The sequence below is a fragment of the Streptomyces sp. NPDC054047 genome (assembly GCF_055585065.1).
The window spans coordinates 1-16957 of the sequence record NZ_JBVJKV010000001.1 but is presented as its reverse complement, the minus strand read 5'-3'; the positions used below and the strand labels follow the sequence as shown (position 1 = coordinate 16957).

The following is a 16957-nucleotide window of genomic DNA, read 5'->3' as shown; positions in this document are numbered from 1 at the left end:
GGTGGTCCCACCGTATCCGGCGGTGCGGGTCACCCGGTGGGGCGGTCCGCTTGCCGGACACCTCCCGGTGGGGGTGGGGGAGGCCGGTTGTTCGTCTGCCGGTCGTCGGGGTGCTTCTGTCCCGCCCGCTGCGCGGCGGGTCTCTCTCCCCCCACCGCCCGACTGCCCGGCGTCTACCGCCCCCGGTCGTCCGGTGGAGGTGGCGGAGGCGGCGGTGGTGGTGGCGGGGGCCAGTCGCCGCCACCCGAGGAGCGGGGGCGCGACTGCCCCCGCGGTGGGGGAGGAGTGACCGGGCCGATCACCGTCGGCGCACCGGAGACATCACGCGGCGGCCGGAGGTAGGGGTTCGTGTCGGGGTTCGCCGGCCGGAAGGGGGCACTGGGGTTGTACGGCCCCGCGGCGTCGCCCGCCGTCCCACCCGGCGCTCCCGCACCCGGCGCCCCCGCACCGGCGGCCACCTCGGCCGGCGGCGTCATCGCAGGAACCGCCGCGGCGACGGCGAACGGCGAGACCCTGCCGCCCGCGGCCCCGCTCGCCACCGCGAGCAACGCCCCCACCGCGCCCGCACCGACGCCCCACGCCGCGCCGAGCAGGAACGCCATCCCCAGCTGACCGTGCAGCTCGATCCCCGCCCCGAACGCGTCGAAGCCGAGCACCGACAGCGAGGCATCCGCGGAGACCCCCGTCAGCCACACCATCAACGGCAGCGCGAGCGCCGTCACCACGCCGAGCCGCACCGCACACTGCCCCGCGAACCTCAGGGCGCCCGTTTCGCCACGTGAGTAAGGAGTACGGACGGCGGTGAGCACCCCCGCGAAAAGGATCATCAGCGCCGCCGCGACGCCCAGCAGCCAGACCCGGCTGTCGAGCTCCGCGAGCCGCCCCAGTGTCACGGCCTCGTCCCCCGAGGCGCCCGACCCGGAGAGGAGGTCGTCCAGCGGGTCCGGCAGCAGCTTCACCAGCTGGCCCGTCGCCTCGCCGTCCCACGGCACGAGGAGCCCGATCGGCACCCCGAGCCACACCCCGTTCGGCGCCCCGAGCAGCGCGGCGCCCGCGATCCGCTTGGGATTCGCGTCGCCGATCATCGCGTACAGCGCCGCCGCGAGCCCGGCGAGCACCGCCACGAGCACCACCGCGACCAGCGCGGAGGCGGCAGGCCGCACCACGCGGTGCACGGCGTCCCACCCGCGCGGCAGCGGCGTACGACGTGAGGCGAGCAGCGCGATCAGCAGGACGCCGATCACCCAGATCGCGCCCCCGAGCAGCGTCGGACCCGTGTCCACCGTGAAGCCGACCGCCGCCTTCGCCTGCGCGAGATCGCCGAGCCGGTCGGGCAGCAGGCCGCCGATGTCACCGAGCCCGTCGGGAAGTTTGTCCGTGATGTCGTCCGGGAGCTGGTCGATCCCCTCGTCGATGCCCTTGTCGATCCCCAGCTGGTCACCGTCGATCGTGATGATGTCGTGACCCGCCCAGGCGAGCCCCCCGAGCATCGCCAGAAAGAGGGCGATCACGGCGCCCGCGCGCGCGGCCAGTTCGGCGGGCGTGATCACAACTCCCGCCCCGCGCAGGGAGCGTAGGAAAAAATACGCAAGGAGAAGCGCGCCCGCGAGCCCGACGCCGAGCGGCGCGATGTCGATGGCGGTGGTCGCCTCTGCGCCATCGAGTCCGAAGGCGGAGACGTCACCGGAGGGGGTGACCGAGCCTCCCGCGCCGAGCGCCACCACGGCAGCGGTCATCGGCCCCAGTGACCCCACCGTGTCCGCGCCGAGCAGATGCAGGCCGAGCGCCGCGGTGCCGGCCATGCCGACAAGAGCCCAGCTCACGGCGGCAATAGCGGACAGCAGGACATCGCCCCACCGCACACCCCGGCCTTCGACCTGTTTCCCGCCGGTCTCCATCAGGACCCCCCGACTCGCAGCGCCTCGCCCTGTTCCGTACGAGATGTGCGCAATGCGCATGATCCGTACGCACTCATGGGCGGTTACTACTCTCCGGGGCGGTTTCTGCCCCGTCAACGGGGCGGTCGCCCAGGCCCGTACGCAGTCTTCACAAGGCCCGACTTTCGGTCAGAGGCCTCCGCCTGAAATAGTTCCTCCCGATGTTCGACATCCCTAGACTCCCCATGACGGGGGCTAGCTCGGGGGACAACTCAGTGGGGCTGGAGTGCCGGAACTCGTACTGGAATTGAATGGAAGGACCTGGACGCTCGATCCGTCCAGGTCGTACACCCTCGGACGTGATCCGCAGGGGGATCTCGCGCTTGACGACGCCAGGGTGTCCTGGCGTCACGCCACGATCAGCTGGAGCGGCCGCAGTTGGGTCATCGAGGACCACGGCAGCACCAACGGCACCTTTGTGCAGGGCCAGCGGATCCACCAGATGGAAATCGGCCCCGGCTCGGCAGTGAACCTCGGCAACGCGACCGACGGTCCGCGGCTGAACGTTTCCGGCAGCGCGTCCGGCGCCGCCGCCGTGTCCGCACCGCAGCAGGCCGCACCGCACCAGGCCGCTCAGCAGGCACCGGCCCATCAGGCGCCGCAACACCAGGCACCGCAGCACCACGGGCAGCAGGGCGGACCCGGCTGGGCCGCCCAGGCGTCCCAGCAGCAGGCGCCGCAGTACCAGGCGCAGCAGCAGATGCCCCAGCAGCAGGGCTGGCCGCAGCCCCAGCAGCAGGCTCAGCATCAGAAGCCTCAGCAGCCTCAGCAGCCGCAGGTCCCGCAGCAGCAGGGCCCCGGTTCCGGCGGTGTCGCGGGGGCCCCGCCGGTCTACGGTGATCGCAGCCCGACGACGTTCCACCAGCTCGCGCTCGGCCGCAAGATGCGCATCGGCCGCGCCCTGGAGAACGAACTGGTCGTCTCCGACCTCCAGGTCTCGCGCCACCACGCCGAGTTCACGGCCACTCCGGACGGCCGCTTCGAGATCCACGACCTCGGCTCGCACAACGGCACGTACATCAACGGTCAGCCGGTCGCGAAGTCGGGCACGGCCCTCATCGGCCCGAACGACATCGTCAGCGTCGGCCACTCGACGTTCCGGCTCGTCGGCGACCGGCTCGAGGAGTTCGTCGACACCGGTGAGATCTCCTTCTCCGCCCGCCACCTGACGGTGACGGTCGACGGCGGCAAGGACATCCTCAAGGATGTCTCCTTCGGCGTCCCGGAGAAGTCGCTCATCGCGGTCATCGGCCCCTCGGGCTCCGGAAAGTCCACCCTGCTCAAGGCGCTCACCGGCTACCGGCCCGCCAACAAGGGTGACGTCCTCTACGACAACCGGAACCTCTACAAGCAGTTCGCCGAGCTGCGCCAGCGCATCGGTCTTGTCCCGCAGGACGACATCCTGCACAAGGAACTGACCGTCAAGAAGGCCCTCAAGTACGCCGCCAAGCTGCGCTTCCCCTCGGACACCAGCGAGCAGGAGCGCGAGCAGCGGATCGACGAGGTCCTGCGCGAGCTCAAGCTGGACATCCACAAGGAGAAGAAGGTCACCTCCCTCTCCGGTGGCCAGCGCAAGCGTGTGTCGGTGGCCCTGGAGCTGCTCACCAAGCCGTCGCTGATCTTCCTGGACGAGCCGACCTCGGGTCTCGACCCGGGCATGGACCGCGACGTCATGCAGCTCCTGCGCGGCCTCGCCGACGACGGCCGCACGGTCCTGGTCGTCACGCACTCGGTCGCCGAGCTGGCGATCTGCGACAAGCTCCTGGTGATGGCGCCGGGCGGCTCGGTCGCCTACTTCGGTCCGCCGGAGGAAGCGCTCAACTTCTTCGGCTACTCGACGTGGGCGGACGTCTTCTCGGCGTTCGAGAACTACCGCGACTACGACTGGGCGGGCCGCTGGAAGGGCTCTCAGCACTACCAGATGTACGCCGCCGACATCGACGCCGTGGCCGCGCAGTCGGTCCACATGCCGCCGCCGCAGGCGATCAGGCCGCCCAAGCCGCAGGGCTGGGGCTCGCAGCTGTGGACCCTGATTCGCCGCTACACCTCGGTGATCGCCTCCGACAAGGGCTTCCTGGGCCTGATGGTGATCCTGCCCGCGGTCCTCGGCATCGTCAGCGTCGTGATCCCGGCCGAGTTCGGGCTCGGCCCGCCCAAGCCGCCGGTCAAGTTCAACGGCGACGCGGGCACGATCATGCTGATCCTGGCGGTCGGCATGTGCTTCTCGGGCGCCGCCAACTCCGTACGAGAACTGATCAAGGAACGGGTCATCTACGAACGGGAGCGGGCCACCGGCCTGTCCCGCTCGGCGTACCTGATGTCCAAGGTCATCGTCCTCGGCGTGATCACTGCCCTGCAGGGCGTCATCATCTGCGGCATCGGCTTCGCGACGCGCGATCTCCCGGAAGAGGGCCTGATCTTCCCTCCGGCCGTGGAGATCTGCCTGGTCATCATCGCCCTGGGCTTCACCTCGATGATGTTCGGCCTGGTCATCTCCTCGCTGGTGAAGACCGCCGAGAAGACCATGCCGCTCCTGGTGATGTTCGCGATCGTCCAGGTCGTCTTCACCGGCGTGCTCTTCCAGGTCTACGGCTCGCCGGGCCTGGAGCAGTTCGCCTGGCTGATGCCGTCGCGCTGGGCCATCGCCGGCGCGGGCGCCACGCTGGACCTCGCGCACCTCATGCCGCCGTGGGACCCGAAGAAGCCGGGCGACCTCGACCCGCTGTGGGAGCACTCGGCGGGCCAGTGGGGTCTGAACATCACGATCCTGCTCCTGATCGGCGTCGCCTGCGGCTTCGCGGTGGCGCGCCTGCTGCGCCGCCACGAGCCCGAGGTCATGCGCAAGTAAGCACGCCGTGTGCCATGTGCTTCATGGCGGACGAGAAGGGCGGCACCCCCAGGGGGTGCCGCCCTTCGGCGTCTGACGAGCCTCGGCGAAGAGGTCCGTTGATCAGGAGATCAGGCTCAGTAGGCGCCGTTGACGTTGTCCATCGAGCCGTAGCGGTCGGCCGCGTAGTTGGCCGCGGCGGTGATGTTGGCGACCGGGTCGTAGATGTTCGTGGACGTGCCCTCGACGTGGTACGCGTTGAACGTGGGCTGGATGACCTGGAGCAGGCCGACCGACGGGGTGCCGTTGATGGCGTTGATGTCCCAGCCGTTCTTGGCGTTCGGGTCGCCCGCGGACTCACGGATGATGTTGCGGTGCAGGCCCTCGTAGGAACCGGGGATGCCCTTGGCCTTCATGATGTCCAGGGACTGGCGGATCCAGCCGTCGAGGTTGTTGGCGTAGACCGGCTTGCGCGCGGCGGCACGGCTCGCGGCTTCCTTGGCCTTGCGCTCGTCCTCGGCCTTCTTCTTGGCCGCGGCCTCCTCGTCGGCCCGCTTCTTCGCGGCGGCGTCGGCCTCGGCCTTCGCCTTGGCGGCAGCGGCGTCCTTGGCCTGCTTGTCGGCGGTGTTCCGCTGCTTGATGACGCCGGCGTGGACCGCCTGCTGGGCGTCCACGTTCTGCTTGAAGGCCACCGGGGCGGCTTCGAGGCTCTGCGTCTGCGTTCCGGCGTCGGCGCTGCCCGGCACGAGGGAGAACGCGAGGGCGGCGGCGCCGAGCGTGGCGACACCGGCGATCGAGAACTTCTGGGTCTTGGTCAGCGCGGGGCGACTATGACCAGGGGTGCTGTGCTGGGACATGGGAGACGGACCTCTTCGAATCGCGGAGGTCGCTCTGGCCGGCGGGGGACATTTGCTTCTCCGGCACAAACGCCGCGGTGCGGGACCGCGGCGCCGAGCGACGGGAGCAATTCTTAGCGGGCGCAAAATTCTGTGGCAAAGCAGTGACGTACGATGCCGGATAGTGGATCAGGGGGCGCGCCGTAGGCCCTGATGGCAGCGCACCCCGTGCCCACAAAGGGCCTGCTCATCCACTAGGGACCTTCGTACGTGACGTGCGTCCTATGCGCGGGCTCACATCGGACACGTAACAACCTCACCAACAGTTGCCCTCGCAATTCTCTGCGTGAGCAAACTCCTCCGGAAGGAGGAGATGCACGTCGCCGAACTCGTGCCAGAGGTAGAGACGGCGTACGGCCTCCGTATAACCCCGGTCGACGGCGGCCCGGCCCGCGACCGCCTCCAGCATCAGCAGATGCGAGGCCTGCGGCTCGTGCAGCCCCGTGAGCAGCCCGTCCACCACGCGCACGCCCCGCTCGGGGGTCACCACGAGCTCCGTACGGCCCGCCGCCGCCCGGACCACCCCGTCGGGCCCCGCGGCGGACTCGACGGCGCGCACGGCCGTCGTACCGACCGCGATGACCCGTCCGCCGCCCGCCCTCGCGGCATTGACGAGACGCGCCGACGCCCCGGGCACCTCGAAGAGCTCGGGGTACGGCGGCTCGTGCGCCTCGGGCGATGCCACCCCCGTGTGCAGGGTGACCGGCGCGAACTGCACACCCCGGCTGACCAGGCGCGCCACCAGCTCCGCGGTGAACGGCCGCGCCGCGCTCGGCATCTCCGCACTGCCCGCCCCGTCGGGCGACGGCAGCGCGAACACGGTCTGGTGGGCGGCGAGCGGCTGGTCCCTCTCTGTATAGGAGTAGCGGATGGGGCGCCCGTGCCGCCGCAGCAGCGCGGGCACGTCGGCCGGCACCCGGGCCCACCACAACCGCCCGCTCCCCAGGGCCAGCGGCTCCTCGAAGACCAGGCGTACGTCCCCGGGGAGCCGCACGACTGAATGCGCGGGCCCGCCCGCACGCGCACGCGTGGTGCCCCGGCCGTCGGGATCCCGCAACTCGACGGCCCACCGTCCGTCGTCGCCCCGGGTCGAGAAATGCACCACCACGCGCGCGTGCCCCGCGGTCCCGTCGACCGCCGCGGGCAGCGTCCGCGAGGTGTTCACGATCAGCAGGTCCCCGGCCCGCAGCAGCGCGGGAAGGTCGGCGAAGGCGTGGTGCGAGACCTCCGTCCCGCGCGACACGAGCAGCCGCACCGCGTCCCTGCCGAGCCCCTGGCCCCGCTGCTCGGCGGGGACGCGGGCCGCCAGCTCATCGGGCACCCGCACGGCCAGCGTCATCGCGCGTCCAGGGAGGAAGGAGCGCTCAGCAAGGCCGGTGCGGCGTACCGCCCGCTCGCCGGTCGCTCGTCGAGCAGCCGCAGGAAGGCGGGCACCACCGTCTCCGGCGAAGGCCGCCCCGAGGTGTCGTCCTCCGGGACAGCCGCCTCGTAGAGATCGGTCCGCATGTCACCGGGGTCGACCGCCCACACCCTGATCCCCGGCTCCTCCACGGCGAGGACCGCCGACAGATGATCGAGCGCCGCCTTGGACGCCCCGTACCCGCCCCACGTCTCGTACGCCTCGACGGCCGCGTCGGAGCTGACGTCGACCACCGCCCCCGCACCCGAGGCCCGCAACAAGGGCAGCGCCTCCTGGACCAGCCCCAGAGCCGCCACCACATTGGTCTCCAGAGCCTGCCGCAGCCCGTCGAGCGTGAGCTCTTCGAGGCGTACGAGAGGCTCCGCGCCCAGCGCGCTCGCGTTGTTCACCAGCAGGTCGAGACCGCCCAGCTCGTGCGCCGCGGCCACCAGATCCGCCCGGTGCCCGGCGTCCGTGACATCCCCGGCGACGGCCTCCACGCGCGCGCCGCGCCCCGCCATCTCGCGTGCGGACCGAGCGAGCACGGCGGCCGTTCTCGCGTCGAGCACCAGATCCCAGCCCCGCTCGGCGAGCGCCGCCCCCAGCGCACGCCCCAGCCCCTTCGAAGCCCCCGTGATGATCGCTACCGGCATGACATCCGTCCCCTCGGGTCGCCCGGCCAGCCGCTTCTCCAGCGGATCACCCCCACGGTAGGAACGGACCCGCTCCCGGCGCCTCGTGCGCGGGCCGCAACGCCGCAGGGCCCTTGGGCCTACGCCCACGGCCCTAGGCGGTGGCCACCACAGGTCCGATACGCACTGTCACACCCCGCCGGTACGGTGAGGCCATGAGTCAAGGTCACCGGTCCGGCCTGAACGCGGTGAGCTCCGCGCTTCTCGCCATGAGCAGGCAGCTCGAGGTGCGCGACGTCCTCAAGACGATCGTCGCCTCCGCCCGCGAGCTGCTCGACGCGGAGTACGCGGCGCTCGGCGTTCCGGACGACCACGGCGGATTCGCCCAGTTCGTCGTCGACGGCGTCAGCGAGGAGCAGTGGCGTGCCATCGGCCCGCTGCCCCGCCAGCACGGCATCCTCGCCGCGATGCTGCACAAGGCCGAGCCCGAGCGCCTCGCCGACGTGCGCAAGGACCCGCGCTTCGAGGGCTGGCCACCCGCCCACCCGGACATGTCCGACTTCCTCGGCCTGCCGATCCGGTACGGGGACGAGACACTCGGCGCGCTCTTCCTCGCCAACAAGAACTGCCCCAAGCCGGACGGCGGTTGCGGCTTCACCGCCGAGGACGAGGAGCTCCTTTCGATCCTCGCCCAGCACGCCGCGATCGCCCTCACGAACGCCCGTCTCTACGAACGCAGCCGCGAGCTGACCATCGCCGAGGAGCGCTCGCGCCTCGCCCACGAACTGCACGACGCCGTCAGCCAGAAGCTGTTCTCGCTGCGCCTGACGGCCCAGGCCGCGGCCACCCTGGTGGACCGCGACCCCTCGCGCGCCAAGGGCGAACTCCAGCAGGTGGCCACCCTCGCGGCCGAGGCGGCGGACGAACTGCGCGCCGCCGTCGTGGAGTTGCGCCCCGCCGCCCTGGACGAGGACGGCCTGGTGGCCACCTTGCGCACGCACACGCAGGTCCTTGACCGCGCGCACTCCGCCGAAGTCACCTTCGAGAGCTGCGCCGTTCGCGCTTTGCCCGCGGCCCAGGAGGAGGCGATGCTGCGCGTCGCCCAGGAGGCACTGCACAATGCCTTGCGCCACTCCGGAGCCGAGCGCGTCTCCGTGGCCCTGGTGCGGCGCGGCGCGGGAGCCGTGCTGCGGGTCACGGACGACGGCAGCGGTTTCGACCCGCGCGCGATCCGGCGCGCGGGGCGGCACTTGGGTCTGGTCTCCATGCGGGACCGGGCCGGCGGGGTCGGCGGACAGCTGACCGTGGAATCGGAGCCCGGAAAGGGCACGACGATCGAGATGGAGGTTCCCGGTGGCTGACGCTGTGTTCCATCCGAAGACAGGGATCCGGGTGCTGCTGGTCGACGACCACCAGGTGGTCCGCCGCGGTCTGCGTACGTTCCTCGAGGTGCAGGACGACATCGAGGTGGTGGGCGAGGCCTCGGACGGCGCCGAAGGCGTCGAGCAGGCCGAGCAGTTGAAACCGGACGTCGTCCTCATGGACGTGAAGATGCCGGGCATGGACGGCGTCGAGGCGCTGCGCAAGCTGCGCGAACTGGCCAACCCCGCGCGCGTGCTGATCGTCACCAGCTTCACCGAGCAGCGCACGGTCGTCCCGGCCCTGCGCGCGGGCGCCGCCGGGTATGTCTACAAGGACGTCGACCCGGACGCCCTGGCGGGCGCCATCCGCTCCGTGCACGCGGGGCACGTGCTGCTTCAGCCCGAGGTGGCGGGGGCGCTGCTGTCCCAGGAGGAGGCCAACACGGGGCAGGGGAGGGGCGGTTCGCTCACCGAGCGGGAGCGTGAGGTCCTGGGGCTCATCGCCGACGGGCGCTCGAACCGCGAGATCGCGCGTGCGCTGGTGCTCTCCGAGAAGACCGTCAAGACCCACGTCTCGAACATCCTGATGAAGCTGGACCTCGCCGACCGCACCCAGGCCGCCCTGTGGGCCGTACGACATGGTGTGACCGGCTGATCGGCGTCTGCGCGCACCTGGTCGACCGGCGGACCGGAGCGTCGTGTTCCGGTCTGAGATTCATACCGTCGTGTCAATGTCCCCCACTTGGCGCAACCTCCGCGCCGCCGGGCCGTTCTCCAGTGCGTGCTGCGGCGGCTGGTCGCAGCGATCGCTAGGAGGGTCCAGAAGTGAAGAACCTGAAGAAGGCCGCTGCTGTCACGATGGTGGCGGGTGGCCTCGTCGTCGCCGGTGCCTCTCTCGCCTCCGCCACGGACGGTGCGCAGGCCCACGGCAAGGCCGTGAAGTCGCCGGGCGTCGGCTCGGGCAACCTGGTCCAGGCGCCGGTGCACATCCCCGTGAACGCCGTGGGCAACACCGTGTCGGTCATCGGCGCCCTCAACCCGGCCTTCGGCAACCTCGGCGTCAACCACTGACGCACCCCGAAGCCACGGCCCCGCGGGCATCGCCCGCGGGGCCGTATCGATGTGCGGCTGCCCGCGCCCCGAGGGGCACGGGGCCGTGTCGGTCTGCGGCTCCGCCACGTGAGCGCGACAAGTCACGATGCACCCGCAGTCGTAGGGGCGCGGGGAACTGCGCGGCAAGCCACGATGCACCCGCAGCCAAGAGACACCCCCGCCGCGAAGCGGCAGTCACCGGGCCACCCCGAGGACTGCCAGGGCGCCCACCCCCGGCTACCGCTCCCGCTCCTCCACATAAGCGTTGTACGCGGCCACCTGCGCCCGCCGAGCCGTCCGCTCCACCGGACGGAGCGCCTCGCCGCGCGCGGCCATCTCCGAGGCGCTCACGGCCCCACCGTGGCCGTTCTCGAACGCCACCGAGATCAGCAGGCCGACCCGCTGGGCCAGCTCCAACACCCGCACCGCACGCGGCGGGTATCCGGGCGCCAGCGCCTCGCGCCCCCGCTCGGCCCGCGCCCGGTACGCGTCCACCGCCGCCTCGGCGACCGGCCCCGAGCCCGCGACGTCGAGCCGCGAGAGCACCTCCGTCGCGTCCCGCAGCGCCTCGGCGAGCTCGCGCTCCGCCTCGCCCAGCGAGGGCACATCGGCCGGCGGCGCCTCCCGTACGGACATGCAGCGCCAGAGGACCTCCACGTGCACATCACCGGCGGGCCCCGCCTCCGAGACCTCGGGCACCAGGCCGTACGGCGCCCCGTAGGCGACGACCGCCTCCTGCGCCTCCAGGGCCCGCGCGTTGAAGTCGGGCGGCCCGCTCAGGCCGAGCGGATGGCCCGGCGCGGGCAGCGCGACCCGCAGCCCGGTCACCCCGAGCGTGCGCAATCGCCCCAGGGCCAGGGTGAGGCCGACCGGCCCCGACTCGCCGGGAAGACCTTCGACCCGGTGCACGGCGTCGTCACCGACTATCGCGAGCACCGCGTCGTCCGGCGAGACAAGTCCGGCAAGTAGGGCATTTCCCCATGCTGCCAAGCGTCCTGAGCGTGGTTCCGAGAGCATGCGTACAGCCTAAGGACCGGGCTAGGGGCTGGAGCGCTCGACCGGTGGCGTAGGTTTTCTCCCAGGGGACTGCGTCCACAGACGCAAGCGACAGCCGAGACTGCAATGGGAGACAACGCGCTCATGAGCGATGTACTGGAGCTGGAGGACGTATCCGTGGTCCGCGAGGGCCGGGCTCTGGTGGACCAGGTCTCCTGGTCGGTCAAGGAGGGTGAGCGCTGGGTCATCCTCGGACCGAACGGCGCGGGCAAGACCACCCTCCTGAACGTCGCGTCCAGCTACCTCTACCCGAGCACCGGCACCGCCACCATCCTCGGCGAGACCCTCGGCAGGCCCGGCACGGACGTCTTCGAGCTGCGCCCGCGCATCGGCGTCGCCGGCATCGCGATGGCCGAGAAGCTGCCCAAGGGCCAGACCGTCCTCCAGACGGTGCTCACGGCCGCGTACGGCATGACCGCAGGCTGGCACGAGAACTACGAGGAGGTCGACGAGCAGCGCGCCCGCGCCTTCCTCGACCGCCTCGGCATGACCGACTACCTGGACCGCAAGTTCGGCACCCTCTCCGAGGGAGAGCGCAAGCGCACCCTGATCGCGCGCGCCCTGATGACCGACCCCGAGCTGCTCCTCCTGGACGAGCCCGCCGCCGGCCTCGACCTCGGTGGCCGCGAAGACCTCGTACGCCGCCTCGGCCGCCTGGCCCGCGACCCGATCGCCCCCTCGATGATCATGGTCACGCACCACGTCGAGGAGATCGCCCCCGGCTTCACCCACGTCCTCATGATCCGCCAGGGCAAGATCATGGCCGCCGGTCCGCTGGAGCTCGAACTGACCTCCCGCAACCTCTCCCTGTGCTTCGGACTGCCCCTGGTGGTCGAGGAGCGGGGCGAGCGCTGGAGCGCACAGGGCCTCCCGCTCGGCTGACACCGGCGCGAACGGCCGGGCCCACTCCGGCCGATAGATCACGTGCCCTGTGCGGAAAGGTCCCGCGGTCCTACGATGACCACGTGGACATCGACGCATGGGTGTGGTGGCTGATCGGCGCCGCCGCGCTCGGAATCCCGCTCGTACTGACCGCGATGCCGGAGTTCGGCATGCTCTCCGTGGGCGCTGTCGCGGGCGCCGTGACCGCCGGCCTCGGCGGCGGCACCGTACTCCAAGTCGTCGTCTTCGCCGCGGTATCGGTCGCGCTCATCGCGGTCGTACGCCCGGTGGCGGCGCGACACCGCTCCCAACGGCCCGAACTGGCCACCGGAGTAGAGGCGTTGAAGGGCAGGACGGCCGTCGTCCTGGAACGGGTCGACGCCTCCGGCGGCCGGATCAAGCTCGCCGGCGAGATCTGGTCGGCCCGCTCGCTCGACACCGCCCAGAGCTACGAGGCGGGACGCGAGGTGGATGTCGTCGAGATCGACGGAGCGACGGCCATCGTCATGTGAATCCACCACGGGGTGTGCGGCGGTCTGACAGACTCGACCAGCAAGATCTTCGCAGGCCCGCGTTCCGGCTCTGCGGATCTTCCGGGAACACCGAGCAAGAGGGGTACGGGGAACAACGATGCAACCAATCATCATCGTCCTGATCATTCTGGTGGTGCTGGTCTTCATCGCCCTGATCAAGACGATCCAAGTCATCCCGCAGGCCAGTGCGGCGATCGTCGAGCGCTTCGGCCGCTACACCCGGACGCTGAACGCCGGTCTGAACATCGTCGTCCCGTTCATCGACTCGATCCGCAACCGCATCGACCTGCGTGAACAGGTCGTCCCGTTCCCGCCCCAGCCGGTGATCACCCAGGACAACCTCGTGGTGAACATCGACACCGTCATCTACTACCAGGTGACCGACGCCCGCGCCGCGACGTACGAAGTCGCCAGCTACATCCAGGCGATCGAGCAGCTCACCGTCACCACGCTGCGCAACATCATCGGTGGCATGGACCTGGAGCGGACCCTGACCTCCCGCGAGGAGATCAACGCCGCGCTGCGCGGTGTCCTGGACGAGGCCACCGGCAAGTGGGGCATCCGCGTCAACCGCGTCGAGCTCAAGGCCATCGAGCCGCCGACCTCCATCCAGGACTCGATGGAGAAGCAGATGCGCGCCGACCGCGACAAGCGCGCCGCGATCCTCCAGGCCGAAGGTGTACGGCAGTCGGAGATCCTGCGCGCCGAAGGTGAGAAGCAGTCCGCGATCCTGCGCGCCGAGGGTGAGGCCAAGGCCGCGGCCCTGCGCGCCGAGGGCGAGGCCCAGGCGATCCGCACGGTCTTCGAGTCCATCCACGCGGGTGACGCCGACCAGAAGCTCCTCGCCTACCAGTACCTCCAGATGCTCCCGAAGATCGCCGAGGGCGACGCGAACAAGCTCTGGATCGTGCCCAGCGAGATCGGCGACGCCCTCAAGGGCCTGAGCGGCGCCATGGGCAACTTCGGCCCGATGGCCGGCGGCCCGAGCGCCCCGCCCACCGAGCGCCGCGAACAGCCGCCGATCGACTGACAAGCGGCGTACGACGTAGGAGAAGGGCCCGTCTCCACCGGTGCGGTGGAGACGGGCCCTTCTCCTACGTCTCTTACGCTTCGTCAGTTCACGCGGCCGACTGCGCGAGCCACTTCGGCAGCGAGGCGATGCCGTCCCGGCCGAGGGCGAGCAGCATCGCGTCGGCGGGCGTGGGCTCGAACGGCTGTCGCAGCAGCGGCATTCCGGCTTCCTCTGGCGTACGGTCCGCTTTGCGGTGATTGTCCATCGCGCACGAAGCGACCGTGTTCAGCCACGAGTCCGTACCGCCCTGCGCCCGCGGCACCACGTGGTCCACGGTCGTCGCCCGCTTCCCGCAGTACGCGCACCTGTGCTGGTCCCGTACGAGAACACCGCGCCGAGACCACGGAGCCCGTCTTCGGAACGGCACCCGTACATACCTGCAGAGCCTGATCACCCGGGGGACCGGTATCTCGACCGCCGCCGCGCGCACACGGAGTCCGGGGTGGGCCTGCTCGACAACGGCCTTGTCGGTAAGGACCAGCACGATGGCACGGTTCAGCGTCACCGTCGACAGCGGCTCGAAGCTCGCGTTCAGCACCAGCGTGTCCCGCATTTCGCCCACCTCCCGTATGCACACCGACCCACCCCCTGGCGGGCTGGGATCAACTCTGGCCGGGCACGCCGAGATGGACAACGCAATAAAAAATGCCCGTCCCTGATCACTTCCATGACCAGGGACGGGCAAACGTTCAGTGAACGCTCAGCTACCGGCGGGAGCCGCGTACTCGGCGAGCACCTGCGCGCGCCCGAGCGTGTGGAACCGGAGGTTGAATCCGACGACGGCAGGCGAGGCGTCCGAGTCGGGCCCGAGCTTCTCCTGATCCACCGCGTACACGGTGAACACATAGCGGTGCGCCGGGTCACCGGGCGGCGGCGCGGCGCCCCCGAATTCCTTCGTCCCGTAGTCGTTGCGCACCTGCACCGCGCCCTCGGGCAGTCCCTCGAACTTCCCGCTGCCCGCACCGGTGGGCAGTTCGGTCACCGAGACCGGGATGTCGAAGACGGACCAGTGCCAGAACCCGCTGCCCGTGGGCGCGTCCGGGTCGAAGCACGTCACGGCGAAGCTCTTGGTCTCCGGCGGGAAGCCTTCCCACCGCAGGTGCGGCGAGGTGTTCCCGGCCGCTTGGACCTGAGCGTCCTTAAGGACCGCCCCCGGCTCGAAGTCCTCGCTCACGACCGTGAACGACGCCACGGGCGGGTGGAAGTCATGGGGAAGCGGCGGCCTCTTGAGCTCGGTCACGTCGGCACCTCCTGGTTGGTTCCTGATCGGCGGTAGCTTTACAGCTCTTCCGTTCCGAGCCTAGAACCAGTTGCGCTTGCTGCCGACCTGGGACAGCCACTCGTTGAGGTACGCCGCCCAGTCCGTGCCCTGGAAGTCGTTCAGACCGACCTTGAACGACCGGAACGAGTCGCTGCCCTCACTGAAGAGACCCGGCTTCTTGTCCATCTCCAGGATGACGTCCATCTCGCGGTCGTCGGCCACGAAGCTCAACTCGACCTGGTTCAGACCGCGGTACTGCTGCGGCGGGAAGAACTCGATCTCCTGGTAGAACGGCAGCTTCTGGCGCGTGCCACGGATGTGACCGCGCTCCATGTCCGCACTCTTGAAGCGGAAGCCCAGCTGGATGAAGGCATCCAGGATGGCCTGCTGCGCTGGCAGCGGGTGCACGTTGACCGGGTCCAGGTCACTGGAGTCCACGGCCCGCGCGATCTCGAGCTCGGTGGTCACACCGATGTTCATCCCGCGCAGCTGCTGCCCGTCGATGGAGGTGATCGGCGTCTCCCAGGGGATCTCCAGCCCGAACGGCACCGTGTGCATCTGGCCCGCCTGGAGCGTGAAGGCCCCACCGAGCCGCAGCTTCGTGAACTCGATGTCCTGCTTCGTCTCCTGGTCGGCACCCTCGACCTCGACCCGGGCCTGCAGACCGACGGACAGACCCTCGATCTCCTGGTCCACGGACCCGCCCTGGATCTGCACCTCACCCTGGACGACTCCACCGGGTACGACGTTGACCTCGGTCAGCACCGTCTCCACCGAAGCACCACCGGCACCCAGGCTCGCAAGCAGCTTCTTGAACCCCATGACTCTCCTCCCCAGGCCCCGCCTGTGGTTCGACTCGACTTGAATCCTTGATCCATACAAACGCGGTGGACCCACGTCCGGTTCCGCGTCCTCACCCTGGCAATCCGCCCGGCCGGTGACCACCCGCCTGTACAGACCGTGTCCAGTAGGCTCGGACGCCATGATCGAGGCCCCTGACCGTACGCCCCTCACACGTGACTTCTTCGAGCGCCCTGTCCTCGATGTGGCCCCGGATCTGCTGGGTCGCGTTCTCGTACGCAGCTCACCGGACGGCCCGATCGAGCTGCGCCTGACAGAGGTGGAGGCGTACGCCGGCGATGCCGACCCCGGATCACACGCCTATCGCGGCCCCACCGCCCGCAACAGCGTGATGTTCGGTCCGCCCGGACACGCGTACGTCTACTTCACCTACGGCATGTGGCACTGCCTCAACGTGGTGTGCGGCCCGGAGGGCAAGGCGAGCGGAGTCCTGCTCAGGGCAGGGGAGATCACCACCGGCGCCGAGATCGCCCGCAAGCGTCGGCTCTCGGCCCGCAACGACAGGGAACTGGCCAAAGGCCCGGCCCGCCTGGCCACGGCCCTTGACGTGGACCGAAGCCTGAACGGCGCCGACCTCTGCGCGGCACAGGACGCCCCTCTCACTCTCCTTGCGGGCACGCCCCACCACCCCGACCAGGTCAGCAACGGTCCGCGTACGGGAGTCGGCGGTGACGGAGCCGTCCACCCCTGGCGCTTCTGGATCCCCAACGACCCGACGGTGAGCCCTTATCGGGCCCATACGCCCCGACGCCGCCGAACTTGACGCGGCCCCTGGGGGACCGTAATGTGGCCCGAGCCGCTTGACCCGGGTACGGCGTTCTGCCAGCAGCCGGAAGCGGCCAACCACTACCTACGACTTCCCCTCAGCGGGGGCGAATTTGGCGTGCTCGCATGCCTGAATTCGAACTCGCGGAACTCGATTATGAGTTGCAGAGGGAATCCGCTAACGTAGTGAACACGCCGAAAGGCAAAGGCCCTCCAACGGCCACTGGAAATGAATCCGAACCGGGAACGGAACGGAAAACGGATCTGGTAAGGTTGGAAACACGAAATACCGAAGGGAAGCGCCCGGAGGAAAGCCCGAGAGGGTGAGTACAAAGGAAGCGTCCGTTCCTTGAGAACTCAACAGCGTGCCAAAAGTCAACGCC

Annotated in this window: 16 protein-coding genes; 8 read left to right on the top strand and 8 right to left on the bottom strand. The window is 70.1% G+C overall.

The features are described 5' to 3' along the window. Nucleotides 1-173: 173 nt before the first annotated feature. Nucleotides 174-1898 carry a streptophobe family protein gene (locus tag ACZ6ZP_RS00080; RefSeq protein WP_469405078.1) on the bottom strand — a complete coding sequence of 575 codons (1725 nt, stop codon included), beginning with the start codon at nt 1896-1898 and terminating at the stop codon, nt 174-176. A gap of 265 nt (nt 1899-2163) precedes the next feature. On the opposite strand from ACZ6ZP_RS00080, the gene ACZ6ZP_RS00075 reads away from it, so the two are divergent. Further along, nucleotides 2164-4785, top strand: coding sequence for an ABC transporter ATP-binding protein/permease (locus ACZ6ZP_RS00075; RefSeq protein WP_469405077.1), 2622 nt, complete (start codon nt 2164-2166; stop codon nt 4783-4785). A gap of 116 nt (nt 4786-4901) precedes the next feature. Here ACZ6ZP_RS00075 and ACZ6ZP_RS00070 read toward each other — a convergent pair whose 3' ends face one another. The 3 genes from ACZ6ZP_RS00070 to ACZ6ZP_RS00060 all read right to left on the bottom strand — a co-directional run bounded on the left by ACZ6ZP_RS00070 (nt 4902) and on the right by ACZ6ZP_RS00060 (nt 7712). Continuing rightward, nucleotides 4902-5621 (bottom strand): transglycosylase SLT domain-containing protein, encoded by a 720-nt coding sequence (locus ACZ6ZP_RS00070; protein WP_351161767.1) that lies wholly within the window; start codon nt 5619-5621, stop codon nt 4902-4904. A 295-nt stretch (nt 5622-5916) separates the two neighbouring features. Then, nucleotides 5917-6999: an S-adenosylmethionine:tRNA ribosyltransferase-isomerase gene (locus ACZ6ZP_RS00065; protein WP_383819918.1), complete on the bottom strand. Its 1083-nt coding sequence runs from the start codon at nt 6997-6999 to the stop codon at nt 5917-5919. Next, nucleotides 6996-7712: an SDR family NAD(P)-dependent oxidoreductase gene (locus ACZ6ZP_RS00060; RefSeq protein ID WP_366464941.1), complete on the bottom strand. Its 717-nt coding sequence runs from the start codon at nt 7710-7712 to the stop codon at nt 6996-6998. Before ACZ6ZP_RS00060 ends, ACZ6ZP_RS00065 begins: the two co-directional genes overlap by 4 nt. A 194-nt stretch (nt 7713-7906) precedes the next feature. Between ACZ6ZP_RS00060 and ACZ6ZP_RS00055 the strand changes: the two genes are divergently transcribed. From ACZ6ZP_RS00055 to chpE, 3 genes are all read left to right on the top strand, one after another. After that, a complete protein-coding gene (locus tag ACZ6ZP_RS00055; protein ID WP_351161761.1) occupies nt 7907-9052 on the top strand; it encodes a GAF domain-containing sensor histidine kinase in 1146 nt (381 codons plus the stop codon). Continuing rightward, complete coding sequence (locus ACZ6ZP_RS00050) at nt 9045-9707, top strand: response regulator transcription factor (RefSeq protein ID WP_351161759.1); 663 nt, start codon at nt 9045-9047, stop codon at nt 9705-9707. The genes ACZ6ZP_RS00055 and ACZ6ZP_RS00050 overlap by 8 nt, the downstream gene beginning before the upstream one ends. Nucleotides 9708-9877: 170 nt before the next feature. Then, complete coding sequence (chpE, locus tag ACZ6ZP_RS00045; RefSeq protein ID WP_351161757.1) at nt 9878-10123, top strand: chaplin ChpE; 246 nt, start codon at nt 9878-9880, stop codon at nt 10121-10123. Nucleotides 10124-10381: 258 nt separating this feature from the next. On the opposite strand, the gene ACZ6ZP_RS00040 is transcribed toward chpE, so the two are convergent. After that, on the bottom strand, nt 10382-11161 hold the full coding sequence (locus ACZ6ZP_RS00040; RefSeq protein ID WP_351161755.1) for a hypothetical protein: 780 nt from the start codon (nt 11159-11161) through the stop codon (nt 10382-10384). A 123-nt stretch (nt 11162-11284) separates the two neighbouring features. Between ACZ6ZP_RS00040 and ACZ6ZP_RS00035 the strand changes: the two genes are divergently transcribed. From ACZ6ZP_RS00035 to ACZ6ZP_RS00025, 3 genes are all read left to right on the top strand, one after another. Beyond that, on the top strand, nt 11285-12082 hold the full coding sequence (locus ACZ6ZP_RS00035) for an ABC transporter ATP-binding protein (RefSeq protein WP_351161753.1): 798 nt from the start codon (nt 11285-11287) through the stop codon (nt 12080-12082). 83 nt (nt 12083-12165) lie between these two features. Next, nucleotides 12166-12594, top strand: a complete 429-nt coding sequence (locus ACZ6ZP_RS00030) for an NfeD family protein (protein WP_351161751.1) — start codon at nt 12166-12168, stop codon at nt 12592-12594. A 118-nt stretch (nt 12595-12712) separates the two neighbouring features. Next, the gene (locus tag ACZ6ZP_RS00025; RefSeq protein WP_351161749.1) at nt 12713-13645 is read left to right on the top strand and encodes an SPFH domain-containing protein; all 933 of its coding nucleotides are present in this window, start codon (nt 12713-12715) and stop codon (nt 13643-13645) included. Between the two features lie 88 nt (nt 13646-13733). On the opposite strand, the gene ACZ6ZP_RS00020 is transcribed toward ACZ6ZP_RS00025, so the two are convergent. The 3 genes from ACZ6ZP_RS00020 to ACZ6ZP_RS00010 all read right to left on the bottom strand — a co-directional run bounded on the left by ACZ6ZP_RS00020 (nt 13734) and on the right by ACZ6ZP_RS00010 (nt 15770). Continuing rightward, a complete protein-coding gene (locus tag ACZ6ZP_RS00020; RefSeq protein ID WP_351161747.1) occupies nt 13734-14240 on the bottom strand; it encodes an HNH endonuclease in 507 nt (168 codons plus the stop codon). 147 nt (nt 14241-14387) lie between these two features. Then, nucleotides 14388-14927 carry a YbhB/YbcL family Raf kinase inhibitor-like protein gene (locus ACZ6ZP_RS00015; protein ID WP_351161745.1) on the bottom strand — a complete coding sequence of 180 codons (540 nt, stop codon included), beginning with the start codon at nt 14925-14927 and terminating at the stop codon, nt 14388-14390. A 60-nt stretch (nt 14928-14987) separates the two neighbouring features. Further along, on the bottom strand, nt 14988-15770 hold the full coding sequence (locus tag ACZ6ZP_RS00010) for a sporulation protein (protein WP_351161743.1): 783 nt from the start codon (nt 15768-15770) through the stop codon (nt 14988-14990). A gap of 160 nt (nt 15771-15930) precedes the next feature. Here ACZ6ZP_RS00010 and ACZ6ZP_RS00005 point away from each other — a divergent pair, with 160 nt between their 5' ends. Beyond that, nucleotides 15931-16572: a DNA-3-methyladenine glycosylase gene (locus ACZ6ZP_RS00005; protein WP_351161741.1), complete on the top strand. Its 642-nt coding sequence runs from the start codon at nt 15931-15933 to the stop codon at nt 16570-16572. The last annotated feature ends 385 nt before the right edge of the window (nt 16573-16957 follow it).